Annotated in this window: 22 protein-coding genes and 2 pseudogenes; 13 read left to right on the forward strand and 11 right to left on the reverse strand. The window is 63.4% G+C overall.

The genetic code is table 11. The features are described 5' to 3' along the window. Positions 1-2: 2 nt before the first annotated feature. The 4 genes from CHU95_RS03340 to CHU95_RS22805 form a co-directional block, all read right to left on the reverse strand. The gene (locus CHU95_RS03340) at positions 3-674 is read right to left on the reverse strand and encodes a hypothetical protein (RefSeq protein WP_133065407.1); all 672 of its coding nucleotides are present in this window, start codon (positions 672-674) and stop codon (positions 3-5) included. Between the two features lie 2,316 nt (positions 675-2,990). Next, on the reverse strand, positions 2,991-3,548 hold the full coding sequence (locus tag CHU95_RS03345) for a hypothetical protein (protein WP_094453731.1): 558 nt from the start codon (positions 3,546-3,548) through the stop codon (positions 2,991-2,993). 13 nt (positions 3,549-3,561) lie between these two features. Next, on the reverse strand, positions 3,562-3,882 hold the full coding sequence (locus CHU95_RS03350) for a hypothetical protein (protein ID WP_094453733.1): 321 nt from the start codon (positions 3,880-3,882) through the stop codon (positions 3,562-3,564). A gap of 46 nt (positions 3,883-3,928) precedes the next feature. Next, positions 3,929-4,687, reverse strand: a complete 759-nt coding sequence (locus CHU95_RS22805) for a hypothetical protein (protein WP_245837837.1) — start codon at positions 4,685-4,687, stop codon at positions 3,929-3,931. A 370-nt stretch (positions 4,688-5,057) separates the two neighbouring features. Here CHU95_RS22805 and CHU95_RS03360 point away from each other — a divergent pair. Both CHU95_RS03360 and CHU95_RS03365 read left to right on the forward strand, forming a co-directional pair. After that, positions 5,058-5,530 (forward strand): annotated as a pseudogene (locus tag CHU95_RS03360) (IS66 family transposase); the annotation flags it as partial. Between the two features lie 246 nt (positions 5,531-5,776). Continuing rightward, a pseudogene (locus CHU95_RS03365) lies at positions 5,777-6,334 on the forward strand (IS66 family transposase); the annotation flags it as partial. A gap of 8 nt (positions 6,335-6,342) precedes the next feature. On the opposite strand, the gene CHU95_RS03370 reads toward CHU95_RS03365, so the two are convergent. The 4 genes from CHU95_RS03370 to CHU95_RS03385 form a co-directional block, all read right to left on the reverse strand. Further along, on the reverse strand, positions 6,343-6,570 hold the full coding sequence (locus tag CHU95_RS03370; RefSeq protein ID WP_094453735.1) for a DUF6429 family protein: 228 nt from the start codon (positions 6,568-6,570) through the stop codon (positions 6,343-6,345). 365 nt (positions 6,571-6,935) lie between these two features. Continuing rightward, the gene (locus CHU95_RS03375; RefSeq protein WP_133065408.1) at positions 6,936-7,574 is read right to left on the reverse strand and encodes a hypothetical protein; all 639 of its coding nucleotides are present in this window, start codon (positions 7,572-7,574) and stop codon (positions 6,936-6,938) included. Between the two features lie 31 nt (positions 7,575-7,605). Continuing rightward, positions 7,606-7,800: a hypothetical protein gene (locus CHU95_RS03380; protein WP_133065409.1), complete on the reverse strand. Its 195-nt coding sequence runs from the start codon at positions 7,798-7,800 to the stop codon at positions 7,606-7,608. 269 nt (positions 7,801-8,069) lie between these two features. Then, a complete protein-coding gene (locus tag CHU95_RS03385; protein WP_094453741.1) occupies positions 8,070-8,810 on the reverse strand; it encodes a helix-turn-helix domain-containing protein in 741 nt (246 codons plus the stop codon). A gap of 762 nt (positions 8,811-9,572) precedes the next feature. Here CHU95_RS03385 and CHU95_RS03390 point away from each other — a divergent pair. From CHU95_RS03390 to CHU95_RS03420, 9 genes are all read left to right on the forward strand, one after another. Next, positions 9,573-9,965, forward strand: a complete 393-nt coding sequence (locus tag CHU95_RS03390; RefSeq protein WP_094453743.1) for a hypothetical protein — start codon at positions 9,573-9,575, stop codon at positions 9,963-9,965. Position 9,966: 1 nt separating this feature from the next. Further along, positions 9,967-10,674, forward strand: a complete 708-nt coding sequence (locus CHU95_RS03395; protein ID WP_094453745.1) for a hypothetical protein — start codon at positions 9,967-9,969, stop codon at positions 10,672-10,674. 326 nt (positions 10,675-11,000) lie between these two features. After that, positions 11,001-11,756, forward strand: coding sequence for a hypothetical protein (locus CHU95_RS03400; protein ID WP_133065410.1), 756 nt, complete (start codon positions 11,001-11,003; stop codon positions 11,754-11,756). Positions 11,757-11,769: 13 nt separating this feature from the next. Beyond that, positions 11,770-14,538, forward strand: a complete 2,769-nt coding sequence (locus tag CHU95_RS03405) for a type IV secretory system conjugative DNA transfer family protein (RefSeq protein WP_133065411.1) — start codon at positions 11,770-11,772, stop codon at positions 14,536-14,538. A 12-nt stretch (positions 14,539-14,550) separates the two neighbouring features. Further along, positions 14,551-14,718 carry a hypothetical protein gene (locus CHU95_RS22290; RefSeq protein WP_165771983.1) on the forward strand — a complete coding sequence of 56 codons (168 nt, stop codon included), beginning with the start codon at positions 14,551-14,553 and terminating at the stop codon, positions 14,716-14,718. 102 nt (positions 14,719-14,820) lie between these two features. After that, positions 14,821-15,951 (forward strand): hypothetical protein, encoded by a 1,131-nt coding sequence (locus tag CHU95_RS03410; RefSeq protein WP_094453751.1) that lies wholly within the window; start codon positions 14,821-14,823, stop codon positions 15,949-15,951. A gap of 381 nt (positions 15,952-16,332) precedes the next feature. Then, positions 16,333-16,509, forward strand: a complete 177-nt coding sequence (locus CHU95_RS22295; protein WP_165771984.1) for a hypothetical protein — start codon at positions 16,333-16,335, stop codon at positions 16,507-16,509. A 153-nt stretch (positions 16,510-16,662) separates the two neighbouring features. After that, a complete protein-coding gene (locus tag CHU95_RS03415; RefSeq protein ID WP_094453753.1) occupies positions 16,663-20,421 on the forward strand; it encodes a DUF927 domain-containing protein in 3,759 nt (1,252 codons plus the stop codon). Positions 20,422-20,437: 16 nt separating this feature from the next. Next, complete coding sequence (locus CHU95_RS03420) at positions 20,438-20,674, forward strand: hypothetical protein (protein WP_094453755.1); 237 nt, start codon at positions 20,438-20,440, stop codon at positions 20,672-20,674. A 41-nt stretch (positions 20,675-20,715) separates the two neighbouring features. On the opposite strand, the gene CHU95_RS03425 is transcribed toward CHU95_RS03420, so the two are convergent. From CHU95_RS03425 to CHU95_RS03435, 3 genes are read right to left on the reverse strand one after another with little or no spacing between them, the layout of a single operon-like run. Then, positions 20,716-21,147: a ubiquitination-like system serine protease family protein gene (locus CHU95_RS03425; RefSeq protein WP_094453757.1), complete on the reverse strand. Its 432-nt coding sequence runs from the start codon at positions 21,145-21,147 to the stop codon at positions 20,716-20,718. Then, positions 21,144-22,334: a ThiF family adenylyltransferase gene (locus tag CHU95_RS03430; protein ID WP_094453759.1), complete on the reverse strand. Its 1,191-nt coding sequence runs from the start codon at positions 22,332-22,334 to the stop codon at positions 21,144-21,146. Before CHU95_RS03430 ends, CHU95_RS03425 begins: the two co-directional genes overlap by 4 nt. Continuing rightward, complete coding sequence (locus tag CHU95_RS03435; RefSeq protein ID WP_094453761.1) at positions 22,309-22,968, reverse strand: multiubiquitin domain-containing protein; 660 nt, start codon at positions 22,966-22,968, stop codon at positions 22,309-22,311. The genes CHU95_RS03430 and CHU95_RS03435 overlap by 26 nt, the downstream gene beginning before the upstream one ends. 139 nt (positions 22,969-23,107) lie before the next feature. On the opposite strand from CHU95_RS03435, the gene CHU95_RS03440 reads away from it, so the two are divergent. Both CHU95_RS03440 and CHU95_RS03445 read left to right on the forward strand, forming a co-directional pair. Further along, positions 23,108-23,497, forward strand: a complete 390-nt coding sequence (locus CHU95_RS03440) for an MbcA/ParS/Xre antitoxin family protein (protein WP_094453819.1) — start codon at positions 23,108-23,110, stop codon at positions 23,495-23,497. After that, positions 23,460-24,197, forward strand: coding sequence for an RES family NAD+ phosphorylase (locus tag CHU95_RS03445; RefSeq protein ID WP_207762356.1), 738 nt, complete (start codon positions 23,460-23,462; stop codon positions 24,195-24,197). The genes CHU95_RS03440 and CHU95_RS03445 overlap by 38 nt, the downstream gene beginning before the upstream one ends. Positions 24,198-24,252 lie beyond the last annotated feature (55 nt).

Consider the following 24,252-nt stretch of genomic DNA (forward strand, 5'->3'; position numbering starts at 1 on the left):
ACTTACCCCGCCCTTTTCAGGGTGATTCCTGCAACGCCGGCGAGCGTTTCCAACACCGCGGAAATGTTGGTCGAGAGTGCCTTCGTCGTCTCCAGCAGGCGCCCGTTCTCGTCCGCCAGCCCCTCGGTCCTCGTCCTTGTCCGCACGCAGTCGGCGGAAATTCCCGCGACCATCTTCGACATTTCCTCGACGACCTGGGCGAGGCGTGCGTCCCTCTCGACGAGGCGCGCCGACAGCACGTCGATCGCATGCTCGATGCGTCCGGAGACGCGCTCCTCGATCATCGCGTCGATGTCCTCGACGAGCTGCTCCTGCATCCGCGCAAGGTGCCTGTCCAGCGCCTGGTCCACCTGCGCCTCGACATCCGAGGCTACCATCTCCGCAACCCGTCGGGCGGAGGGGCCGCCCGCATCGACTGACCTGGCAGGACCGGCCTGGCGATCCTGGCCCGGCCCGGGCGATCCCATGGCCATCTCCGTCACGCCGGCAGCAAGGAGGGCGGTGATGACGCTATCCCGGCTCTCCCCTCGGACAGCGGCAAGGCGTTCAAGCTGGGTCAGCAGGGTATCGGGGACGGTGTACCTGGCCTCGGAGGTCGCCCTGCCGTCCGCGCGCTTCGGGCGGCCGACCCTCCTGCGGACCTGATCGGGATTGCCCTGGGGCACTGAATCCATCAAGATAACCTCCGGTCGGGGCCGAGAATTAAAATTGAATAAATTGGCAGAGAATCTGGCCTCTGCGTCCTTCCCCGCCCATTATGCGGCCAAATATGGCGGAAATGCAGTCAACTTGCCTCGCCCTGGACGACACCAATTGGGTGCACCTGGTGTAAAGCAATAGGCCGGATTAGCTCTGCACCATCCCAACAACTCCTGGCTGTCCACCCTCCCCCACTCCCGCCATCCCCCTCCCTTCCCTGCCCGCCCCCTTCCACTCCTCCCCAGCCAGCCAGCCCTTTTCCCCCTCCAGTCACCAGCCGTCCCCCTCTCCCCCCTCCCGCCGCGCCTCTCTCCCCTCCTCCCAGCCCACCTCCCCTCCCCGTCCTTCCCTCTCGCCCTGCCCTGCCCCGCCACGCCGCCGGCAACCCCAAGCCCAGTACCGCCCGGGGCAGCCTACGCCCCCCCACCTCGCCAACCCACCCGCCGGGACCACCCGCCGGGAACGCCCCTAGAAAGGCCGCCAAGGCCGCCCCAAGCCTCCCGGCGTTTTGGCCGCCCCACTGCCGATGGGCCGCTGGCGCCTCTTATAAGACGCCGGCAGGGCGCCGGCCAGGAGACCTGGGCCGCGGCTCCGGCAACCGTCGTCTCGGACGGGCCAATGGACACATAGGCCATGGGACCATGTTCTCATGTGACGATTGGACAATGGCTTTCATGCTCCATGATTTCCCGGCGGCATGGAAACCACGGAATGAGGCGTAAGGCCGCCATCGGCCCTGGACAACGGTCTTCCGATGTGAACAGGCCAACATGGAGCAACAGATGCAGCTTCCATTGTGCCGATTTTGCCCTGGTTCATCTTGTCATTGGATACATGTCTAAGTGGTACAGTGACCCATTCAGGCATGGTGATCATTCCGCCCTTTTCCATATGAGCACTGGTTCATGAGGCCGATGGTCCGTTGTACCTTTATAACGATATAATGATGTTCCCATTGATAGATTTACGCATAACAACATGGTCCGCTGTGATCATGGCATCATGGCATCATGGCATCATGGCATCATGGCATCATGGCATCATGGCATCATGGCATCATGGCATCATGGCATCATGGCATCATGATTAGTGCCGGACCTTGTGGCAAGCCATAAAACGGGCATTAGCCCAATATTACCATTGAAAACCCAAACAGGATAACGATGCTGGGATGAGACCTATGAAACATGGATTCAGGGAATGATGAAAAATGACAGCCATGGATAGCTGTCGCCTTTTCCCATTCTAAGCACGTTATCATGAAAACATGTTTCAATTTTATGTGTTGTCATCGTAACGATATGAACATAAACCATCGTTCAGTTATAACAGTGACACGATGGCTCGTCGCGCCGTCGGCGCGCCTGCCCGCCGGCCCGGACACCACCTGGCCTGACTATCTCCGGTTATCCCGGATAGGCGAAACCGCGCCCGGGATGAGCGTGCGCCCCCGGATGTCTGCCCATGCAGCCGGCGCATCGGCGCCGCGGCGAAGGGCCGGTTACCTCACGGCGATCCGGCGCATCGCCGTCGTGCAGTTGGCACCCGGCACCCCATGGAAGTCCAGCCAGTCCGGAAAGCAAGCCCGGGCACCGCCGGGTGGTGCCGGAAGCCTTCGTGGTCGAGGCGTTCCTGAACGCCTTCCTCGGGGTGATGGTCCCCGACACCGATTTCGCGGGCTGCGAGCCAACGAGGAAGCGGCGGAAGTTTGGCTGGCTCTCTACGACAGGGCGGTCGCCAACCGTGTGGTGGTAAGGCTGGCCGGGATCTTGGATGAGGTGCCCTCGAGTTCGCCGCCCTACTGGACGGCGAACGGGACCATGAACGCCGGGCCGCCCTGGTCTGCCTCCTCGTGGCGGCCCTGGCGGGGGAGGGGAGGGCGGTCGGGGTCGGGACCCCGTCAGCGGCTGGTTCTGACAGCCGCCGTTCGAGGCCTGGCAACCGTGGGCGCGGACGCCCTGGAGGAGAACATCGGGCGCCTCCGCAAGGAAGGAGGCATGGCCGTCGAGGTATATCCAGGGCTGGGCGGGTGCCCCGCTTCGTCCGCAGGAGGGCTGCGGGAGGCTGCCCACCGGGAGTGGCCAGCTTCCGCTACCACAGCAACATGAGAACCATGGAACATGGTGTCGATATCTTATTGGTCCCATGTTCCATGTTTAACAGATAGCCTTGGTAAATTATGACCATGCCACATGTTCCGTATTGATACGGCGCGGCGTCGCCAAGGAGCGGTCGCTGGCCTTGGCAGGGCAGGCGGGAAGGTGCGGCTATCGGAAGCGAAGGGGTGGCCGCTACCGCCTCGGACCACACTCGTTCAGATCCGCGTCGCCCAGCACGAGGTCGTTGAAAAAACCTGCCGGCATGGAATCCACGACCGCCGTGACCTCGGGCCCCGGGGCAGGGGATGCCGGCCCGATGCCGCGCCTGTTGACCTCGCCGCCGATAAAACTCAACCGCTCGTACTGTTGCGTCGCGCGACGCCGCCACGCCTCAATTCCGGGGTCGTCGGGCCCGGTGAACCTGGGGTGCCAACTCCACTCCGCCACGTCGTCGGTGGCGGCGTCCCATCGGGCGTACTGCCGTTGCATTTCCAGTAGGAGAGCGGTGTCGGGCAGGGCGAGGATGGCTGCCCGATCAGCATCAAACTTGGCGAGCCGGCCTCCTTCCTCGTTGGCCTCTCGGACACGTTCAGCCCGCGCCTCGGAAAGAAGGTCGGTGCCCAGGATTTCCCATTGCTCGTCGGTGACGGGAGCGGAGAACGGGTTGGTATCGAGGTCATCGGCGGTCATTGCCGGCTCGGCCTCCGAACCAACTACCCGCTGAGGTTGCAGCGCCTGCGGTTTGTCCATTTTTCCACCTCCTTCAATAATCGAATTCGTTAAACGCACACTCGCCGCAAAGGCCGTCCCTTGCTTGGAAATACCGCGAGTGCCGGATCGTTTCTTTGCATTCGCGACACCGCCTGGACGACCTGTACCGGCTGCCGGCGGCAGCCGGGCTTGCGCTGCCCATCAGCTCCGCCTTCAACCCACCGGCGGCGACGACGGCGTTGGCCTTTTCCAGCGTGGCGGGGTCGGTCGTCGTCCAGGCCTTGTGGTCGGCATTCCAGCGGCAACCAAGGGCGCGCAGTTGGTCCTTCACCGGAAACGTGTTCCCGGTGACAAACAGGGGTTGGGCGGTCATGCTGATGTGTCCGTGTTGGGGCAGGGAAGGGGGGGTGGGCTGGGGGTTAGTCCCCCAGCCTCTGGGCAAAATCCCAGGCAGCGTCGGAATACGCCACGCGGATGGAATACCAGCCCTCGCGGTCGGCCCAGACCTGGTCGTGCTGTGCCTTGATGTGCTGCAGGGAAGGATCCAGCGCCCACACGCGCCCGTCATGGTTGCGCACGATCCGACGGGCGACGACGCGGTGGGAACCGGCGAGCACCGCGCTGGTGCCCATGTCCTGGCCGTCCGGCAGGCCGCGCTCCTTGACCATGAGTACGTCGCCCTGGCGCATCCCGCCGGCCAGGGACGCCTGGAGCTGTTTTGCGGTGCAGTCCCACATCCAGCGCTGGGCGCCGGCGACCACGGCGGCGGGGTCGTCAGGGGCGGCACGGATGGCACCGCGGACGGCAGCCGAGCCGACGGGATGGCGGAAGGCCGCACCGGTGTTTTCATTCCTGCCGGCCAGGAAATAATTCTTCCTGATGTTGAGGAAGCCGTTCCGAAACTTACGGAACGCCTGGCGGGCCTGGATGACAACGACACCCTGCTCGAAGTCGAAGCCGTAGAGGTCGACGTTCACAGCCGTACCGCGCCGCTTCCTGTCGAACTCCGCGAAGACCTCAGGCAGGGCCTCGGCGAAGTCATCCATGATCGCCTCGGGGCTAATCGATTTTCCGTCGGCGGAAACCGTGATGATTTCGTCGTACGCGCCGCGCCGGATCGTGACGGTTTCGTAGGTGCGCAGGCGGTCCAGCGTCGAGATCGGCGTATTGGTAAGCATGGTAGGTCTCCTGAAGCGTGATTCTTCGGTCGCCGACGACACAGTTGCCGTGGCGGTGGTTGCGGAGCGAAGGCATGCGGAGCGAAGGCATGCGGGCGCACGTCCCGAAGCGAGATGGGCCAGCGATGCATCGCGATGTAAGGAGGACTAAACAAGGACGGCTGGATCAGTAATCCGTGCGCGTCAGCTTTGATGTCTAATAGATACTAGAGGATAACACCGAAGTCAAAATAAAAATGCACGAAACCTGAAAAAATTTCTCTGCATTTATTGTATCAACTACGCAGATATGAATTGAAGTATTGAATATTTGAGAATCTAAGTATTGGAAATAGATCATTACTTAAATATTTCCAATCATTTCGTCTGACCGCTGAACCGCCAGTGCGAGCGGTTCGCCCGGGAGGGCATGCCGATCAGCCTATCCACGGCGGCCGATCAGGTCGGCCATGCCTGCGCCGTGCTGAAGCCGCTCCATGAGCTGCTGGCCCGGCACGTCCTGGCGGCGGAACGCCTGCACGGTGACGACACCACGGTGCCGGTGCTGGCCAAGGGCAAGACCGATAAGGGCCGGCTCTGGGTCGGAGCCTGCCCCGGACTTGATCCGGGGTCCGCGACGATCGGCCGTTCGTGGGACAGGCACCACCGGCGGCGCTATTCCATTATTCCCGTGATCGGGGCGGCATCCATCCGGAACGGCACCTGGCCGGATACACCGGGTTGCTCCAGGCTGATGCCTATGCGGGTTATGGTCGCCTGTTTGATGCTGGGCGCAAGCCTACCCCGGTGACCAGTGCGCTGTGCTGGGCCCATGGCCGGCGCAAGTTCTTTGAGCTGGCCGACATTGGGGTCACGACACGAAAGTGCGCACGGTGTCCGCTTCGATAGAACATTAGACGAACGGTGGCGGATCGGCTCAAAGGGCCTGTCCGCATAACGAAGGTTAGCCGGACTTGTTCAAGCTGTCCGTCTACCGGGCTGAATGGCGGGAAAGCGGACAAATTGATTTCCGGACGGGATTACGGACAATCGTTCTTTTTACGTTCGCGCGAGCCGGACAATATGCGCACTTTCGTGTCCGGACCCCACATTGCCGCCAGGGCGCGTCGTGGCGAGAAGGCGCCCCAGATCTCGCCCATCGCCCTGGAGGCCGTGAAGCGCATCGACGTGCTGTTCGACCTGGAGCGCGCGATCAACGGCCTGCCGATCGATGAACGCCTGGCCGTCCGGCAGGAAAAGCCCAAGCCCCTGGTCGATGAACTGGAAGCCTGGATGCGCCAGCAGCGCGCCGTCCTGTCCCGGCATGCGCCCGTGGCCAAGGCACTGGACTACATGCTGACCCGCTGGGAGGAGTTCACCACCTTCCTGCACGACGGACGGGCCTGCCTGACCAACAACGCGGCCGAACGCGCATTGCGGGGCGTGGCCCTGGGCAGGAAGGCCTGGCTGTTCGCCGGTTCCGACCGCGGCGGCGAGCGGGCCGCCATCATGTACGGCCTGATCGTCACCGCCAAGATGAACGACATCGATCCCCAGGCCTGGCTCGCAGATGTGTTCGCCCGCATCAACGACATCCCGCAGAACCGCCTGCACGAACTGCTACCTTGGGAATGGAAGCTGCGCCGATCAGCGCAGGTCGCTGCCTGATCACAAGATCATCGCCGCCCGAACATTTCCTGGAACAGCTGCTCCGAGCGCGCCAATCCCTCCGGCGTCATCACCACGGATTTGGCCTTGCCCACCGGATCATCAATCAGACCCTTGCTATGCAGCCGACCCATCGTATCCCAGTCGAATGATTTCCAGGCGCGCGCGCCGTCGTGAAGGCCAAGCCATAGGAGCGCCAGCACCACGTCATCAACGCGGTCCGTATCAATGTCCATGACCTCCTCCTGTTCCTCAGCACAGGGGAAGCATGCGACCCGCCAACCTCCACCTCAAGGCAAACAATCAGCGGCTTTCACCGGATGGATACTGCTTCGTCCCTGATCGGGACGATCAGTCTGATCTCGCTTCACGGCATGAGCTTGAGCGTTCCGGTCGGGAGTCCCCTGTCACGACAGAGTCCTTTATGCAGCCGGATATGGGGCGTGTGCTCTCGCCGGTCTGCGCACGGCGCGCTGATCGTCAGGCATCGTCCGGGCCGATGCCGGGAGGCACAGCTCCCGGGCTATCGTATAGGGGTGTCATCATCCTTCTCCCGAGCTGGGGGAAGGTCGGCGGCAGGCTTCCGCCGCCGACTTCTCGATCAGGCGGCCTCCCGGACCTCTTCGATCAGGTCGTTGATGGCCTTCTGCATGGCATCCACCCCACCGATAACGAGGACGTCGTCCCTGATTCCCTCATCGACCAGCTTCGAGGCAGCCGCCGCGACCTCCTCGTCCGTGGAATCCACGGACAAGCCGATGACGGAGAGGAGCTTGCCACGGCTTGAGGCCTCGCTGCGCAGCCACTCGCCAGCCTCCCAGGCAGCCATATCCTCACGGACGAAGGCTACGCCGTCGAAAATTCCAGTGAGCTCGTTACGCGCGCTTTCCGCATCAGCGTCGAAGCGGCCGACATGGCGGGAGCCGTCCCATTCGACCGACATCCCACCCCCGACGCGGTCCAGCAGTTGCGCCAGGGCACCGCCTTCGGACAGGTCGCGCTTCAGCGCCACGACGTCAAGCATGAGGGGCGTTGCGTGGGCATCGACCTGCGCGATGGTCCAGGTCAGCGTGCGCCCGGCGCTCTCGTCCTGGGGGATTGCTGCCGGCGGGACGAATTCGCGAACCTCGATGCGCGCTTCGCCGCGCTGATCCAGGACGAGAACCGCTGCGACGGTGATGTCCATTTTCCCATTGCTGAGAACAATGGCTTCCGGGACGACATGGCTGTAGCCGGTCATTTCATACATCTCCAAAAAGGGTGTTTGAGGATCAGCGCACGGCACGCCTGCGGCGACCGACAGCGCGGTCCAACTCGCCGTCGTCGCGGCCCCAGGCAATGGGAACGTCATCGCTGAAACGGGTGGCATCGCCGCCTCGCGGCACAATGCGGTCAATCCCGCGGAAGCCTCCCATTTCGAGGCTGTCGAAGTCGCGGTCGACACAAAACATGCTCTCAAGGTCCATTGTCTCGCACTCCCACCGGCCGAACCCCAAGGGTCCGGTCTGTCAAATCAGTTCTTCGGGTAGGAAAACGCGGAACCATCGGCTCCGTGAACAAATAGATACTAGAGATTTCAATGTAGATCAATAGAAAAATGCGGATTTTGAAAAATAAATTTGAGTATAGTATATGCAGATCATCGCCGTCAACTACAATTATTGGCCTTAGAATGCTTATATTTCACCCCACGGTTCGAGTTCTTCGATTTTTGAGTTTGACGTCCATTGATCATTTAAGCCGCCTGGCGTTGATCTGATAGCGCAATTTGATCAAGCCGCCGGCGGTGCCGGAACGGAATCAGAAACTGGCCAACCTCAAAGCCATAAAGCAGCTGGTAGCTGACCCCCATCCGCGCAGCCAACTGCGACGATTTCAATCCGGCCGCGATGCGGGCTCGCCGAAACGCCTCGGGGTCCCGTGCCTCGCGGATCCAGCTGAACTGTTGCTGGAGGAAGCGCGACAAGCCGAGGGCGACGGGATCATCCGGGCGCTCCTGAAGGGAGGCGTCCACGCGGAAATGGACCTCGCCGACGACACGGGCCCAGGCCCGGCCCAGCGGCTGGTCGAGATACCGGGCACCGGCCAGCAGATCGGGGACGGCATCGCCAGTTGTCTTGTACCCCCGGGCGGCAAGGAGATCGACAACGCCCTGCTCATCGCACGAGGAGGAGATTTCCTCCAGATGCAGCCCAACGTAAATCTGCGCGCGCTCCTCCAACGTCACCGGCAGCTCGGTGATCGGCGGGGCGTCCAGTCCGGTCCAGCCGACGCGGCGCAGGGCCCATTCGAGGTCCTCGTCGTCGCCCATAGCGAGCCAAGCAGCGTATTGGATCTCCTGGTCCGTCTCGCGGATCCCGCGGTCCATGTCGTCCCGGAGGCGCAGGTCGTGGGGCGCTGCCCGAAGCCGCGCGGCGGTGTCGATGAGTTCGTCCAGGAAATAGGGCGCCTGCAGCCGGTTCTTGTCTTTCGACATTTCTATATATCCACGCACTGGGGGAGGGGGCAGGGGCGGGAGACGCTTCTCAACCGACCACGCTGCTTGAGAATGTAGCACAAGGTCCTGGCGATTGTCAATAAAGGTTGTTCTTCGCTGTCGTTTTCTCGTTTTTGGCATAGAATGTACAAGATATGCCGTTGGGTCCAATCAACCCGCTCTCGCACCGTGGAGGCCAGCCGCCCGGCGAAGCCCCTGTCAGCAAAAGCCGTCGCGCAGCGACGGAGCACCAGCCCACATGCTTACCTGCGGATGGCTGCGCGACGGGCGCAGGGGCGCACGGAGCAACCGACGCGAAGCGGCGGAATGCCAGCCGGCTGGCGAAGCCTTTTGTAAAGCAACCGGGCGCGGAAGCGACCGGTAAAGCCGTCGCGCAGCGACGGAGCACCAGCCCGCATGGTTACCTGCGGAAGGCTGTGCGACGGGCGCAGGGGCGCACGGAGCAACCGACGCGAAGCGGCGGAATGGCAAACAGCGTCATTTTTGAGGAGCGCGACAGCGCCCCGCACTCGCGCACGCCAGTGCGCATACCTCCCGAAGGGAATGGCCGCCAAACAATGAACCATTGTTTTATGTTGTCATGGTTATCTTATGCCACGCCAACATCATAAACATTGACACATGCTGCCATTTTTCCAGACGACAATGTTTGATGTTGACTTTTCAGAATCGGATAATCACAATCACGGCCCATTGTAACCTTGGCGGTCGCCAGGGACGCAGCGCGCAGGAAAATGCCGAATGAGCACCGACCCCAAGACACGTTCCAACCGCTTCGCGACCTTGATCAGCACGGCACAGGAACCTGCGCCCGCCGCGGCTGAACAGCCCGCCCCCAGGAGCGCCTCTACGGCTGAACCCGCCCCCGTAGCGGCCCCGAAGCGAGGGCGCAGGAAGGCGGCTCCCGCCCCGCGCACGCTGGAGATGAAGTCGCGGGACCATGCGATGTCCACGATCGTGTGGCGGCAGGACGTGGACGAACTTGAGCTGAAGCTCCTGCTGCTGGGCCGCGAACTGGGCTCCAAGCGCCGAATTGCCGTGTCGGCCCTGCTGGCGGGCCTGCTCAACCTCGCGGCGAAGGACGACGACCTCATGCGCCGGGCGGCGAACGTCATCCTGACCGAGGAGAGCTGAGATGCTCACGAAAGTCGTCGGTGTCGGCGGCCGCAAGGGCGGCTCGGGCAAGACAACCATTTCTCATATGGTCGCTACCGGCTTGGCGTTCATCGCCCGGCTCAACGACCATGAGGGCCTGACGCCGGAAACGATCGTTTCCCTGTTGGTGACGGACCCCGACAGCGAGGTCCCGTCGCCCGAGGGCCGTTACTTCGAATGCGTCGACGCCCGAGATTCCAAGGAAGCCGACCGCATCATCGTGGCCTTGGACACTGCGCCCGACCCGATCGCGATGGTCATCGATTCCGCCGCTCGCCAGGTCGAACTGGACGTAAGGCTGGTTAAGGGCGCGGACATCTTCCTGTTGCCCGTGACGCCCGACGACGACAGCGGCATCAAGGCAATCAAGGACCTGCTGTTCTATCGCGACCAGGGAATGGAGGTGTCGCGGATATGGATCGTGCCGAACAATTGGACGGCCAGCCCCGCTATACGCGCGGAAACTGAGGAAAAACTGTTCGACGGCCTCGCGGCCTGGGACGGCGGCAAGGGCTGGAAGAACATCATGGCTCCGATCTTCACCAAGCCGACGCTGAACCGACTGACCCGCCTGGACGACCCGGGCGCTAGGCGCGACCAGCTCCGTACCTGCGTCGACCTGACCCGCGACATCCTGCTGGCGATCGATGGCAAGTACCAGCCTTACACCGGCTTCGTCGCCGAGTAGTTCATGAGTACCCGCCGGGGGCCAAGCCCCTGGCGGACATTGCGATTCCCGATCGGGTGACGGGATAGGCGGTCTCCTCCACGCGCGGAGGGACTGCCCGGCCAGGGCCGCGAAGCTGCCCTCAAATGGCCGAAATGCCACCCTCGAGCCGGCTTGTTTTCCTTTCATAGCTCCCTTCCGGGGGCATCCATTGGCATTACCTCGTCCGGGCCGAAATGGGCCGTTCCGAGGTATGGGAAGAAAGGGATTCGCGCATGAGTGGGCTCCAGGATTCTCTCGGTAAGCCCCGACAGTGGGAGGGGTACGTAACGGAAGGCCATGTCCTCATGGCCCGGGCCCGCGACCATTTCCGTTTCCATCGCGGCGCCGTGAAGACGGCGTTCTACGCCGGAGTGGCCGGAATCGCGGTCGTCGCGGCCATGACGATCTTCGGCAGCTTCATTGGCCTCGATTCCGCAGGGCGGCGGGCCGACGAGGTTCGGCTGGAACGTGCCAAGCAGGTGCGAGCGGAACTGAAGGAAAGCAGGGAGACGACTATTTCCGACGCCGTTTCCGGCGCGGCGGCCGCATACGACAAGCTGGTTGGCCGCTACGCCGACCCGGCTGCCGTGGTCAAGCTCGGCGAAGCTCCCTCCGAGGGCGAGATGCTGTCCTATTTCGTCGACTGGGCCAACGCCCAACAGAAGACAGGATCGGCGCCGAAGGACTGGGCCGTCGTGAAGGCGAAGGCCCTGCCGGCAAAGCTCGACGCCAGCACGGTCACCGAACTGGAAACCCGGCACGGCCTCCTGGCGGTCGGCGCCGCGAAGGGGCAGGACGGCAAGCCCAGGCCGTTCGCCTGGCTGCTGCGCAAGGGCGAATGGGCCGTCATCCTCGTTGACGATCCGGCCGGCTCGCCGCAACGGCGCGACGCCCTCGTGGACGCCATGCGCGAGTACGTGAACGCGAACCGCAAGGACATCGACGACGCGAAGTTCAGGGACTTGTTGGCCCTGTCCCGCGGGGAGGGGAAGATGACCGTTTACCCGGCCCATCGTCTCGGACCGGCCATGGTCCAGATCCTCGACGACGTCTCGAACTGAGAGGAGCATGGACATGGACGGAAACGAAATCACTGAGAAGCAGGCCCGCATGCTGCTGGCAATGGCCCTCCTCCCGGTCACTTGGCCCTTCGTCCTTGCGGCGTGGCTCTTCTTCCGGCCGGCGGTCGGCCTGGTCGAGCGGATCCGCGGGGTCGCGCCAGCCCGGCCCGACACGGCGGCCTTGATGAAGGACCTTGGGCGGAAGTACGCCGGCAGCGCGGACCCGCTGCTCCGGGGCGACCGCCGTGCGGCGGCGGAAGCTGCCTGGCCGACGGAGGCATACCCGTCGCTTTACATCGACGTGCCCGAGGACCTGGAGCGGCCCGCGGCGATGGACGGCCGGCTGTTCGAGGGCGTCGGCGTTTCATACCTTGCAGAGAGGGAGATCGTTCCCGACGACATCGCCGACGCGGCCCATGCCGGCAAGGTCGCGCAGCGGGCATTCGTGCTGTCGTCGATCGGGATCCTTGCCCTGGTGGCGTTCTTCCTGACCATGGCCGGCAGCTACCTCCCGGTTGGAATGAACCCATACGCCGCTGCAGCCGGTATCGCGGAGGTGAACGCCGACATCGCCGAGCTGCGCAAGCAGACAGTGGATCCGCTGCACGTGTCCTGGCCCGACATGAAGCCCATCGAGCTGTCCGCACCGACGGAGGGCGGCCTCGTCTCAGGCTTCCTGGCCGGTGCCAAGGCTTTCGGCTTCGACGCCCTGCATGTCGTCCTCGTGTACGTGGTGCCGATCCTGGTCACGGTCGCCTCGATCCTCTCCATCGCATGGGCGCTCGGAAAGGCTGCGCCGGCGAGCTACCTGTCGGCGCTGCTGGCCCGGAAGGGCGGGCGGTACGCCATGCCCACCAAGGATTCCTTCGTCCGCTTCCAGCACCGCGCCGACCTCCGCGAGCGCAACCTGAAGGGCTATGCGAAGCAGCTCCGGCTGGCCACCGGCCACCAGGCGCTCGACCCCCTCATCGGGCTGGGCAAGGCGACCGGCGCGCTCCGCCACCGCGGCGACCAGCTGGCGCCGCTCGCCGGCCAGACCCTGTGCATGGACTACTCGAGCCTGTTCCAGCACATGGTCGTTTTCGGCGGCACGGGCGAGAACAAGACGGCCGGCATCCTGAAGCCGATCTTCCGGCAACTCCTGGACACGAGGTCGCCGGCTGGCAATCCCCTGGGGTTCTTCGTCATCGACGCCAAGGCCGTCCTGTGGCGCGACTTCATGCCCAAGATCGAGAGGGCAGGCCGCCTCGACGACGTCCGCGTGATCGGCTTCGGGGCGGACCAATGGGGCGTGGACCTGCTCGCCGGGCTGGACCCGACGCAGGCCGCCGGGGTGCTGCGCACGATCATGGACCAGCAGGGCGGCGGCGGGAAGGATCCGTTCTGGGCCAACAACGCCGTCGACATCTTCAGGCACCTGCTGGTCCTCGCGGAGGCGTACCGCTACACGCCCGGCGGCCAGCAGGAATGGCTCGACACGGGCATCGACCCGTACTCGATCTCCTGGGTGTTCAAGGCGATCTGCTCGCCGGCGATCGTCAGCAACGCGACGATGAACGTCCTCCGCTCCTTCGCCGACGACCAGTGGGACGAGTACGGCAGCGCAATCCACTCCGCAACCCTGTGGTCCAGCATCACCTGGCTGCAGAACGTGTGGGCGACGATGGCTGAGAACACGAAGTCCGGCGTCGTGGGTCAGGTGAGTCAGATCCTGGACGGCCTGGCGTCGCGCCAGGACATCCGCGACCGCTTCGCGTCCGGGCGGCCGCACCCCAACGCCGAGGCCGGGCGCCGCATCCTCCCCATCCGGGAGGCGCTCGACGGCCGGATCGTGATGGTCGCCGTCTCCTCGCTCGAGCACGGCACCGCCGCCAAGTCGATCCTGATGTTCCTGAAGACGGGCCTCTTCCGCGCAGCCCGCCTCCGCGAGTTGGAGATCGGCAGCAAGGCCTGCCAGGCGAAGCCCTGCGTCTACGTCGCCGACGAGGTCCAGGAATTCGTCTCGGGCGACACGTCCGGCTTGTCGGACGGCACGTTCTGGAACGTGGCCAGGTCATCCGGGGTCGCGGGAATCATCGCCACCCAGACGATGTCGTCGCTGGTCATGGCCCTGGGCAACGAGAAGGCCGCCGAGAACCTCGTCGCGCAGTTTAGGTCAAAGGTGATCCTGCGCGTGGAGGACTGTTCGGCGTCGCGCGGCGAATCCATGACGACGCTTGAGATGGCTCAGGCCCTGTCTGGCCGGTACGAGAGGTGCCGCTCGTTCGAGGCGGGCCAGTACGAGAGCCTGGACGCCCAGTTCGCCGTCACCGGCTGGCATCCCGTGCTCTCGGCCCCCGACGGAAAGCCCGTCCGGCCGGCCGAGCGCAGGGACATCGTCGTGGAAGGCATGAAGGCCGCCTTCCTGCCGATGAAGTTTTCCAAGGACTCCGTCCGCGATCCCTTCCGGCCTGCCATCGACGGCGTCGGCGAGAAGCAGTCCCTGTACGAGGTCGACCCCCGCTACCTGGACGACGACGCCCGGGTGGCCCTGAAGGACGGCCAAGCCTGGCTGCAGCACAACATGCAGGTCGCGTGGCGGCGGGAGGACCAGCACCGCCAGACGGTGACGACGGGGATCGAGACCGAGCCCGGCGTGACGCCGTCGGACTTCCTGTCCATGGGCCGATTCTTCGCCTACGCCCACCTTCAGCGGGCCGGCGCGCGGGTCCACGACATCATCGAGCTTGAACCCGACTACGAGGTCGGCGTCCCGGCCGCAGAAGCCCAAGCCGCCGCCTGAAGGAGATCGAACATGGACGACCAACGCATCATCGACACGGACCTGCACCTCCGTACCGGCCGCCGCGCGGGCGACGACGAGAAGCCCGCCGCGCAGGCCCAGGCGAGGGCCGCCGAGGCCCGGGAGCGCGAGATCGTCGCCTCCAGGGAGAAGGCGAGGGAGGTCGGGCGCGAGAGGTAGGCGGGCAGGGGACCGGCGGGAGGGGCGTCCACCTTCCCGCCGGATCCGCCGAGGCCGTTCGGCTGGGAGCAGCCTGCGGGCCGAGAGGAAGGAAGAGGGAAGATGAAGGCAAGCACCGTCACGACGAGTCTGTTCGCCCTGGGCCTTGCCGCGGTTGCGGCGGGCCCGGTGGCCGCGTTCCCGAAGAAGCCGGCCCCGGTGCCCGCGGAGGCGGCCCAGCCCCAGGCAGGGGAGCCACAGGCGCAGCAGCAACCCCCGAAGGAAAGCGCCGCGCCAGCGAAGGAGGCTCCAAAGCCCGCCCCGGCTCTGGCGCCGCCGGAGGCCAAGCCTGCGCCAGCGGCAAGCGCGAAGCCTGTGGAGGGGCCCCCAGCAACGCCGGCACCGAAACCCGTAGAAACGAAGTCGACCAAGGCTGCCGCCCCGAAACCAGTCGCGCCTGGGAAGCCCCCGGAACCGAAGCCCGCCCAGGTGGCACCCGCGCCCGTGCCGCCGCCTGCCGTCCAGCAGGCGGTCCAGGTCCCGGTGCTCGACCCGCTGGACGACCAGCTTCGGTGGAGAGCGACGTGCCAGCGCCTGTCGCTGGACTGCACCCCGCTGAACCAGTTCCCGGACCTGATGCCCTACGAGGTCGGGACCCGGCTTTCCGACCAGGAGGTTTCCAGGTCCGACAAGCGCATCGCCGTCGCCGGCTGGCCCTACGACATCGTCTTCGACCGGCAGGGCGCGATGAAGGGGCGGATGGTGACCGATGTCCGCCACCAGCTTGCCATGGCGTCCGCCGGGCAGGACGTGGTCGTCGATCCCAAGCCTTCCTCCTTGCGCGGCGTCACGCAGGTGGTGATGGGCGGGCAGGGCGGGTACGTTGCGCTGCCGCCCGAGGAATGGGCGAAGCAGTTCGCCGAGCGGATCGGCGCCCCCGGCATCGCGCCCCGGCTCCGGGACGCGGCCGTGCTGGCGATCGGCGGCAGGACGCAGAAGATCGTCCTCGACGGCGCCACGGCGGCCACCCTGTTGCCGCTTTGGCCGAGCCCGCCCCCGCACGACGCGTTGGGCGTTACCTCAGGGGATATCGCATCCGGCATGGCCTGCATTGTAGGCATCGGGTCGATGGCGTTTCCGGCGCCTGCGTATGCCGGCCAGCCCGGCCAGCCCGTATTCGCCCTGGTCAAGGACCTGCTTTTCTGCAGCGGCGGGCCGGCTGGGATGAGGGTTATGGAGAGGATGCCGGCATGACGGGAAGGGGTGGCACCCCCGGTCATGCGAACGGCGCATAACTTTACAAAAGCGTCATGCAAAAGGGGAATTGCTCATCCAATTCCCCTTTCGTTCGTACTGCTAAGATAATTATCTTACGAATTTAGGTCAGCTGTCTGAAGACCTCATTATGAAAAGATACTTAGCCTAAATTCCGAGGCCAATTGTCCCAACCACGGCAGGCATCTGCATATAATGTACATGATATGCTGTTTCTAACCTACTGATCTTATTCGCTTTTTTTGTTGCCTCAAGTCGCGCCTTCGTCCATTGTTGTGGACATCGCAGACAGCGCGGAGACGTGTCGTGAAGACCGTTAGGAGCAAAAATCTGAAGAGCGTGCGGCAGGTTGCCGACGAAATGGGAATGACTTCCGCGAATGTCCGGTACCATATCGGCAAATGGCGGAAGGTCAGCATGACAATCGACGGGGCCATTCTGGTCGACATCGTGAAGTTCAGGCGAAAGATGGCCAGCGTGGTCACGCGCGGCAAGCCGCGCCTTGGTTTCCGGCAGGATCAGACGGCCGCCGCCTGACGGCTGGCCACACCGGAAAAAAGAAAGCCCACCCGCAGGTGTGCGACCTTTGGGCAGGCTGGGTGCAGTTCAAAAACATCTTGCAAATATATGCTAGCTGATTCCGGGATCGGAATCAAGGCCTAGTATATGAATACGCACCCATGCCGCGCCATGGCGCACCCTGCCCTTCCCGAAGAGGGCATCAATCAGATGGCAAGTAGCAACGAAATCAAGGCCCGCATCGTCGGCGCCGAAGCAGACCGCGCGTCCGTAGAGCAGGTGTTGGCGGCCATCGGCGTAACCGCAAAGGTCGGCGGAAGCTGGGCTTCGTGTCCGTTGTGCGGCAGGAAGCGCACGGACAAAACGTTCAAGGTCAATGAAAGCGGCACGTGCCAATGCCAGAAATGCCAGCGTCCGAAGAATGTCCTGGACCTGGTCATGGAGATCCGGGGTCACAAATTCCTCGATGCCATCGCCTTCGTCGGGGAAGTGATCGGCCTACCCCTGGACCGGAATGGCCGCCCCGGCGTCATGCCGGCCAAAGGTGCCCGGCCTGCGGCCCGTGACTTCCGGCCGGTGCAGGCGGAGCCGAGGAGGGCGATCCCGGTTCCAGCTGGGAAACCGCGCCGGTCCTTCGTCGCGCCCGACGGGCAGGAGATCCAGACCTTCGCTCCGAGGGAGGGGATGCAGGCCGAGCTTCCCAGCCGCCTGTCGTCGGTGCCGGTCGACAGGGAGGCGCGCGATCGAGGATACAGGATCCTACTGGATCATCTGGCGCTTAAACCGCAGCATCGCCGCTGGCTGAATGCCAAGCGTGGGTTCGGCGACGGGCTGATTGACCGCCGGCTCTACCGGTCCCTGCCGAAGGTCGCCGACATGGCGGCGGCGGTGGACGCGGCCGTGGCGGAGATGGGCATCGAGGTCGCAGTGGCACTGCCGGGCCTGGTAGTCCGGGAGGTCGGCGGCAAGCCCTGCTGGATGCTGGGCGCCCGGTATTCCGGGAGCAAGGACGGCGGCTTCCCCAACCAAGGCGAGACCGGCGACGGGCTGCTCACGCCTGTCATGGACGCGGACGGGTTGGTCGTGGCGCTTCGGGTCCGGTCGCACGTCCCGAGTGAGAACGGCGGATGGGACAAGAAAGTCACGTGGATGTCGTCCAACTACGCGGGCGGCGCCAGTCCTGGCGCGCCGTTCCATCATGCCGTCCCCGGCCAGCTGGTCGATGCGTCCACCATCCTTGTCACGGAAGGCGAGGACAAAGCCCAGGCAGCGGCGGAGCACTTCGGCTGCCGCGCGTTGAGCTTACCCGGCTTGAACCCGGCTGCGGGGGAGGCGATCGTGAGGGAACTCGAACTGGTCCTTTCGCGGTACGGGGATGAGATTCGCGCCGTCGGCATTGCGCTGGACATGGACCCGCCGTCGAACCTGAACGCGACGCGGGACGCGTTCATCACCATATCGATTGTCCGCGAATTCTGCGCCCGCCGCGGATTGGAATTCGCCGTCGGAAGCTGGGATGGGGTGAAGGGAAAGGGTATCGACGACGCCATCCGGGCTGGTGCTGAGGCCGATTGGCTGACAGGTCCCGAAATCGACGAGCACCTGACCCTGCTCAAGGGGGACAGGGAGATCGAGCTGCCCCGCCGGAATGCTGGACCGGCGGCCGGGCCGGACCTCCTGGCGGAGCTGGATGTCCCGGTATGGGACGGAAGCGAGGACCAGGCTGGGGCGGGCGAGTTGTACAGGTACGACGCCGACGGCATGCCGACTGGCCCGGTGGGGTGGGCGACTTCCGATCCCCCAGCACCGGGCGAGGCAATGCAGCCAGCCGGGCAGCCGAACGACGAAACCGAAGCAGACCCGGGCGACTTTTTTGCACACCTTGACGCCGGGCCCGGCGACGCTCCCCTTCCGGAGCTGAACGACCTGGCCGTAAAGGACGGGCAGGCGGGCGACGTCGGGGGCCAAGTGGGGCTGCTGAACCGGGGTCAGATGGCCGACCGGCCCGGCTTGCCGGAAGTCGCTTTCAAGCTGGTCGGCTGCCCGCGCTTCTCAGTCGGCCGTGACGGCATCTTCCTGAGCCTGGGCGAGGACAGAGGCTCCCGATCGGTCACGATGGACCCTATCGTCCCCGTTGCTGTCAGCAGGAACCTCGAGACGGGCGAGGAAGAACTCGTCGTAATGCACTGGCGGCGCGGTGCGCCTGGCCGGTGGGTCACGCTGCGTATGGATGCGCGTATCCTCGCGTCGAGGAACCACCTGGCCGCACTGGCGGCACACGGCCTCGAGGTCAATATCCAGAACGCCGGCGACCTGTCGCTTTACTTAAGCGTGGTCTTCCGGCTCAACGGCCACCTGCTGCCTGTGATGTATTCGACCAGCAGGATGGGGCTTCAGGAGGTGGACGGCAGGTGGATGTGCTTGCTCGGCGACCGGTGCATCTCCGCCGCAGGCGTGACGGCGGCCAGCCGGTCTGACACTGGGGCGCTGGCGGGTGCGCTGAGCTTCAAGCCGACCGGTGCCGGCGAGACGGCGCTGGCGGATATCTTCAGCACGAAGGGGACAATCGATGGGCAGCGGGAACTGATGGCGCTGGTCGCCGGCTTCCCGAAGGCGCGCGTGATCCTGAACGCGGCGCTGGCTGCATCGGTCGTTACGCTTGCGCGCAGGCCCGGCTTCGTCCTCGACGTCTACGCGCCGAACGGTTCCTCGAAGAGTACGCTGACCCGGCTTGCCGCAAGCACGTACGGTCGGGCCGACGATTCCGGCGGGCACGTCGGGCAGGAAATCCCGTGGAGCTCGACGCTGCCCAGCATGGAGCTTAGGGGAGGGACGCTCGGCGGGCTCCCGATGTACATAGATGACAGCAAGCACCTTGCCGGGCACGGCGGCGGCGAGAAGGCGTCCAGCTTGATCTACACGGTCGGCGGCGGCGGCAAGTTGCGCGCCGAGATGGGCGGGACCGGCACCAGGTCGAAGAAGGTCATGCAGACGGTCGCGATCTCGACCGGGGAATCGGCGCTGGCCGGGCTCCTGCCGGCGAACGACGGCGGCGCCAAGACTCGGCTGCTGCATGTTGGCCACCCAATCCCGGTAAAGTCGCCGGAGATGGCTGCGGTGGCGGACAAGATCAAGGCCGGCGTCCACCGGCACTTCGGTCACCTCGGGACGGAATGGATGGCGTTCCTGCTGTCGAAGCTTGAGGCCCATGATGCGCACAGCAGCCCTGGCGCGTTTGCCAAGTTGCTGAACGACGCGATCGACGCAGAGACGATGCGCCTCGCGAGGAAGGCTCCCGGGCATCTTTCCGCGGCGAGGCTCGCCGGCTATGCCGCCGCGATCAACGTGGCGGCCGGGTTGGCGTCCATGTGCACGGTTAACATGCTGGACGGCTCCGCGGTGGGCCTTTACCCATGGGAACAGGAACTGGTGGACACGGTCGAATACCCAGAGGGCGGCGCGCCTCCTGCCGGGGTTCCTGTCGGGAGGGTTGTCGACGGGGATATCTGGGCTGGCATGCTGGAACATGCGGAGGATTCGGCGGGGGACCTGAAGGCGCTGGACAGCGTGTACGCGTGGGCGGTCGCCAACCAGACGGCGTTTGGCGGGCGGTTCGACCCGGAAAAGGACCGGCCGCGGGAACTGCTTGGCGTGTGGAAGCAGGACACGCGCGAAAAGCCCTGGGTTGCCCTCTATATCCTGCTGCCGGCGCTGGAAGGCTACCTGAAGCAGCAGGGCTTCGTGCCGAGCCAGGTCCTGGCGGCCTGGAAGGAAAAAGGCATCACCAAGTGCGACCCGGGGCGGGTGACGACGAAGTCGGTCTGCATCGCGGGCTCCTACCCGCGGGTCGTCGCAATTAAGCGCGAGGCGCTGATGGCCCAGGAGAACGGGGAGGGGCAGGCTCCCCAGCGGGAGCTTGCGCTCGGCTAACGGGGAGGGGGTAGGGATGGACAGGACCGAGGAGTTCGAGGCGGACCTGGCCGCGGGGGCCAGGCGGGCGCTGGAGCGGGGACGGGATGCCGGGGAAGGGGAGGAGGGGTTCGAGGCCGACCTGGTGGCGGGGGTGCGGGAGCAGCTCCGCCGGAGGGAAGAGGCGAGGCGGCGGAGGGAGGAATGGGTTCAGAAAAGGTGGGACGAGTTTTACCAGCGGCTGGCGGCGGACGCGGCGGCAATGGAGGATTGACTGCGGGGTGGATGGGCAGCGGAGGCGGGAGGCCCAGACGATCATCGGCCCAGGATTCTGCGGAGCACGGATCCGATCCAGCTGAAAATGCCTCGACTGAACTGCTTGGGACGCTGCTCCAGTGTCGGAATGGACAGCGGTGGTCGCTTGAGCAAACGATCCTGCTGACGTCCCGCCTCGATGGCGGTGCGTGTCATCTTACCCGCCCAGACAATGGCTCCACGGTCGATGATATAGTGAGAAGCGCAGGCGAAGTCGTGATTGCCAATCGAAGGCCAGATAGACGCCCCTTCATCATGCATCGTAAGCCTGTATTCGGTGGAAACTAGTGGCGTTGACACCTCTTCGCCACATCCGCACGCACAGTTGTGCAGGGCTACGCAGCATTCTCGCGAAACATACAGGACCCCGTCTTCAAGAATCTCAGGTATCTCGGTCGTGAAGACGGTTCTGAGCTTATTGACCTGCATCATTTCGCGACTCTGTTAGAGATATTATTGCCCTCGATCATGTAAACCGAATTTATCTCGTTTCGTTCGTCACGGAAATATTTGGCCCATCGCTTCCATCGCATCACTGCCATAATCGCACTCAACGAGTTGACAGCGGCGATCTGGATATCCGTGCGATATAGCTCGTCCTCCTCGTTGTCGTCGCCAAATGGAAGCAGCTTTTTGACATCACCCCAGTTCGTACCAGGGCAGATGAACGTCGCGCGGGCACAGCCATCCAGACAGTTATCCTCCAAGCCAACGCCAATGCCAGTGTCGACGAAAGGAATGCTCAACCGTAGCAGCCCCTCGGCTATCGCGAGCCGCGAGGAACCTTTGTCAACACACACAAAAACGAAGTCGAAGCCGTTGAGTTCGCCCACGTTGTCGCGTGTTACCCGAACCGGGTGAGGCGTGATTCCGCCGTGAATCCGAGCATAGACCTGAGCGTAGTAGTTTACCTTATAAGGAAATTCCTTGAGCAATGCCTCCTCAGGTGCGCCGGGTGAACGAAACAGGTTGTGGTTCAGCAGTTGGTCCCCATCATAAAGATGGATTTCCGTGACCCATGTTTTTGCGAGTAGGTCGAGCAGATAAGACCCAGTACCCCCAAGCCCAATGATCGCGACCCGACCCTTCAGCTTTCGATTCACCGTGCCGATCTGATACCGGGCGGATGCTGAATCGGGGATTGCGAAGGGACTGTCATCGTTCGCAAGCATGCCCCGTTTGTGGGTTCTGGCGTTTGCTGTTTTGTCGAGTGACCTCGCGGCGGCGCTGATCAACTGCTCGTATGCAACCACCTTATCATAAATGTTCTCGTAGCGGTGGGTAATCTCTGGCTTCGACGACAGGTAATGATCCACCTCGATTTTGCCAATACGCTGCCTTTGGGAGCTATTGATGATATTTTCCATGCGAGCGCCGTTTCGATGGCACGGCGTTTCCCCTGCGAAATACATCGTATGGTCGGCCTGCGGCGTCGATGTCAGTCCGGAGGAGGCATCAAGCGACAGCGCGCAAGTAAGGATGCCCCTGGCCAAAGTGCCGCTGGTCGTAACATGCGGAACGCCATGGACGACCAGATGAGAATTATCCACCTCTATTTCGAAGCCCTCATCAGCGAGACGCTTCAGAAAGGGGTCACGACTTATCAGAGCGACGGACATTGAACACCATCCCGTTCTTCACCTTGATGGACTCACCTTCAACGAGATCACCTTCAGCGCCATCGACGCCATGCAGGTAGGTCGTCGTGTAGTTGAAGTTCTCAAAGTTGGGATTGGGATAGGCGATTTCCGCGATTTCCCGGTAACTGTATCGACGCTTCTCAACGGTACGCGATCGCCCATTAACCTTGATAATCACAGTCTTGGTTTCACGACTACGGACGCGCTCGACACCCTTGCCCGCCAAGTCGAGCTCACCTTCAGGCGGAATAACTGCGTCGCCATCGCTGTCGAGCACCAACTCGTGCTCCTCACCAATACCGGCGTAACGGTAGATGTCGGCCACCGCGATTGTCGCAACCCCCCACTCCCAGCCGCGCTCATCGACCGTGAAGGTAAAAACGCGATCGCTGCGGAAGGAGAGGAATACCGCTGCCTCGCCCTCAACAAACTTCACCTGATCCTCCAGGCCGATCGAACGGCCGGAACGCTCGATGATCTGGATCAGTACAAAGTCGCTCGCGGGCACTTTGTTGGCAGCTTCGCGGATTTGGTCCCCATCCATGATTTTGTCCCCCGTGCCATAGGGGACACCGTCGACGGTGAACTGATACTTCTCGTGTTCCTTGGCCATTGTGTTGCTCCATTCACGACGACTCTTGATCCGAAGCCCGCAGCGGACTAAAGTGACCATATAGTCCCGATATGGATTATCTATATCAGGACTATTTTGCCACACAAGTCCAAATTTGGACATTTGGGGAGAAATGTACGTGGCCAACATCGAACCCGTCGCTCGGACAGGCGAAGGGCGGTTCGCAATTCCGGCAGTCATGGAGGCTTTTCAGGGTCTCGCGGAATTGTGGCAGCTGTCCACCGAGGACCAGCTATTGCTGCTCGGGTCCCCTGGAAGGTCGACATTTTTCAAATGGAAGAAGGAAGGCGGCACTATTCCGCGAGACACAGTCGAGCGCGTCTCGCACCTCCTGGCGATTCACAAGGCGCTTGAGATCCTGCTTCCAGACACCCGTGCAGCCGACGGTTGGGTCCGTAAACCTAACCAGTTCTTCAACGGCCAAAGTGCACTTGATGTGATGCGCGGCGGCCATGTGATGGATATCTACCGTGTCCGACAGTATGTGGACGCCCAGCGTGGCGGTTGATGAATTTGCTGCCATCGACGTCAATCGGGCATTCTTCACCCTCATTCCATCCCGGTTTCCCACGGTCGATGTCTTCGCACGCGTTGCCAACGATCGAAGTAAGGAATTGGCTGAGATTGAATCCTTGACGAACCCGCGTTTGCGGGAGCGGGATCGGCTTCTCAATGGCGTCCAGGTAGTTGATGGCAACGGTCCGCTATTGCAGAATTGGAATCATGCGCCCTTCACCTACCAGAACCCGGAGGGATCGAAGTTCTTCGACTCGAGGTACCCGGTATTAGAGCTGGCTGGCGACGTACAGACGGCGCTAGCCATCTCGATCCGCAAACGCGAGTCTTTCCTGTCCCGTACTGGCGAAGCTGCGATTGGCCTCGAGATGCGCGAGCTTTCACGTGTCGTGAAGGGTCGCTTTGTCGATGGTCGTGATTGGAATCCCGATCTTGATGTTGACGAGAGGATTCGTCGCGGCCAGGCAATCATGAAAGCGGGTTTCGATGGATTGCTCTACCGCCCGGTCGAACGGCCAGCTGGCTACTGCATCTGTGTACTTAGGGGCGAGGCCTTGGAACGGGCAGTGCAGCGTGACCATTTTAAGTTCGTCTGGGATGGTAGCCGCGTCAGCACGATTTACTCCTTCAGCTCTGGCAAAGAATACAGCCCGGATGACCTGCGCGGCGTTGTCCCAATTCTGGCGGCTTAAGTACCCACCTTTCCAAGACACTGCACTCACGTTAGGCTTCGGCCTCACTGTAGGC

This window comes from Niveispirillum lacus (assembly GCF_002251795.1).
Classification (GTDB): Bacteria; Pseudomonadota; Alphaproteobacteria; order Azospirillales; family Azospirillaceae; genus Niveispirillum; species Niveispirillum lacus.

Coding starts and splice junctions, on each gene's coding strand:
- CHU95_RS03340 (WP_133065407.1), bottom strand. CDS start 674: ATGGATTCAGTGCCCCAGGGCAATCCCGATCAGGTCCGCAGGAGGGTC.
- CHU95_RS03345 (WP_094453731.1), bottom strand. CDS start 3,548: ATGGACAAACCGCAGGCGCTGCAACCTCAGCGGGTAGTTGGTTCGGAG.
- CHU95_RS03350 (WP_094453733.1), bottom strand. CDS start 3,882: ATGACCGCCCAACCCCTGTTTGTCACCGGGAACACGTTTCCGGTGAAG.
- CHU95_RS22805 (WP_245837837.1), bottom strand. CDS start 4,687: ATGCTTACCAATACGCCGATCTCGACGCTGGACCGCCTGCGCACCTAC.
- CHU95_RS03370 (WP_094453735.1), bottom strand. CDS start 6,570: ATGGACATTGATACGGACCGCGTTGATGACGTGGTGCTGGCGCTCCTA.
- CHU95_RS03375 (WP_133065408.1), bottom strand. CDS start 7,574: ATGACCGGCTACAGCCATGTCGTCCCGGAAGCCATTGTTCTCAGCAAT.
- CHU95_RS03380 (WP_133065409.1), bottom strand. CDS start 7,800: ATGGACCTTGAGAGCATGTTTTGTGTCGACCGCGACTTCGACAGCCTC.
- CHU95_RS03385 (WP_094453741.1), bottom strand. CDS start 8,810: ATGTCGAAAGACAAGAACCGGCTGCAGGCGCCCTATTTCCTGGACGAA.
- CHU95_RS03390 (WP_094453743.1), top strand. CDS start 9,573: ATGAGCACCGACCCCAAGACACGTTCCAACCGCTTCGCGACCTTGATC.
- CHU95_RS03395 (WP_094453745.1), top strand. CDS start 9,967: ATGCTCACGAAAGTCGTCGGTGTCGGCGGCCGCAAGGGCGGCTCGGGC.
- CHU95_RS03400 (WP_133065410.1), top strand. CDS start 11,001: ATGGCCCGGGCCCGCGACCATTTCCGTTTCCATCGCGGCGCCGTGAAG.
- CHU95_RS03405 (WP_133065411.1), top strand. CDS start 11,770: ATGGACGGAAACGAAATCACTGAGAAGCAGGCCCGCATGCTGCTGGCA.
- CHU95_RS22290 (WP_165771983.1), top strand. CDS start 14,551: ATGGACGACCAACGCATCATCGACACGGACCTGCACCTCCGTACCGGC.
- CHU95_RS03410 (WP_094453751.1), top strand. CDS start 14,821: ATGAAGGCAAGCACCGTCACGACGAGTCTGTTCGCCCTGGGCCTTGCC.
- CHU95_RS22295 (WP_165771984.1), top strand. CDS start 16,333: ATGGGAATGACTTCCGCGAATGTCCGGTACCATATCGGCAAATGGCGG.
- CHU95_RS03415 (WP_094453753.1), top strand. CDS start 16,663: ATGGCGCACCCTGCCCTTCCCGAAGAGGGCATCAATCAGATGGCAAGT.
- CHU95_RS03420 (WP_094453755.1), top strand. CDS start 20,438: ATGGACAGGACCGAGGAGTTCGAGGCGGACCTGGCCGCGGGGGCCAGG.
- CHU95_RS03425 (WP_094453757.1), bottom strand. CDS start 21,147: ATGATGCAGGTCAATAAGCTCAGAACCGTCTTCACGACCGAGATACCT.
- CHU95_RS03430 (WP_094453759.1), bottom strand. CDS start 22,334: ATGTCCGTCGCTCTGATAAGTCGTGACCCCTTTCTGAAGCGTCTCGCT.
- CHU95_RS03435 (WP_094453761.1), bottom strand. CDS start 22,968: ATGGCCAAGGAACACGAGAAGTATCAGTTCACCGTCGACGGTGTCCCC.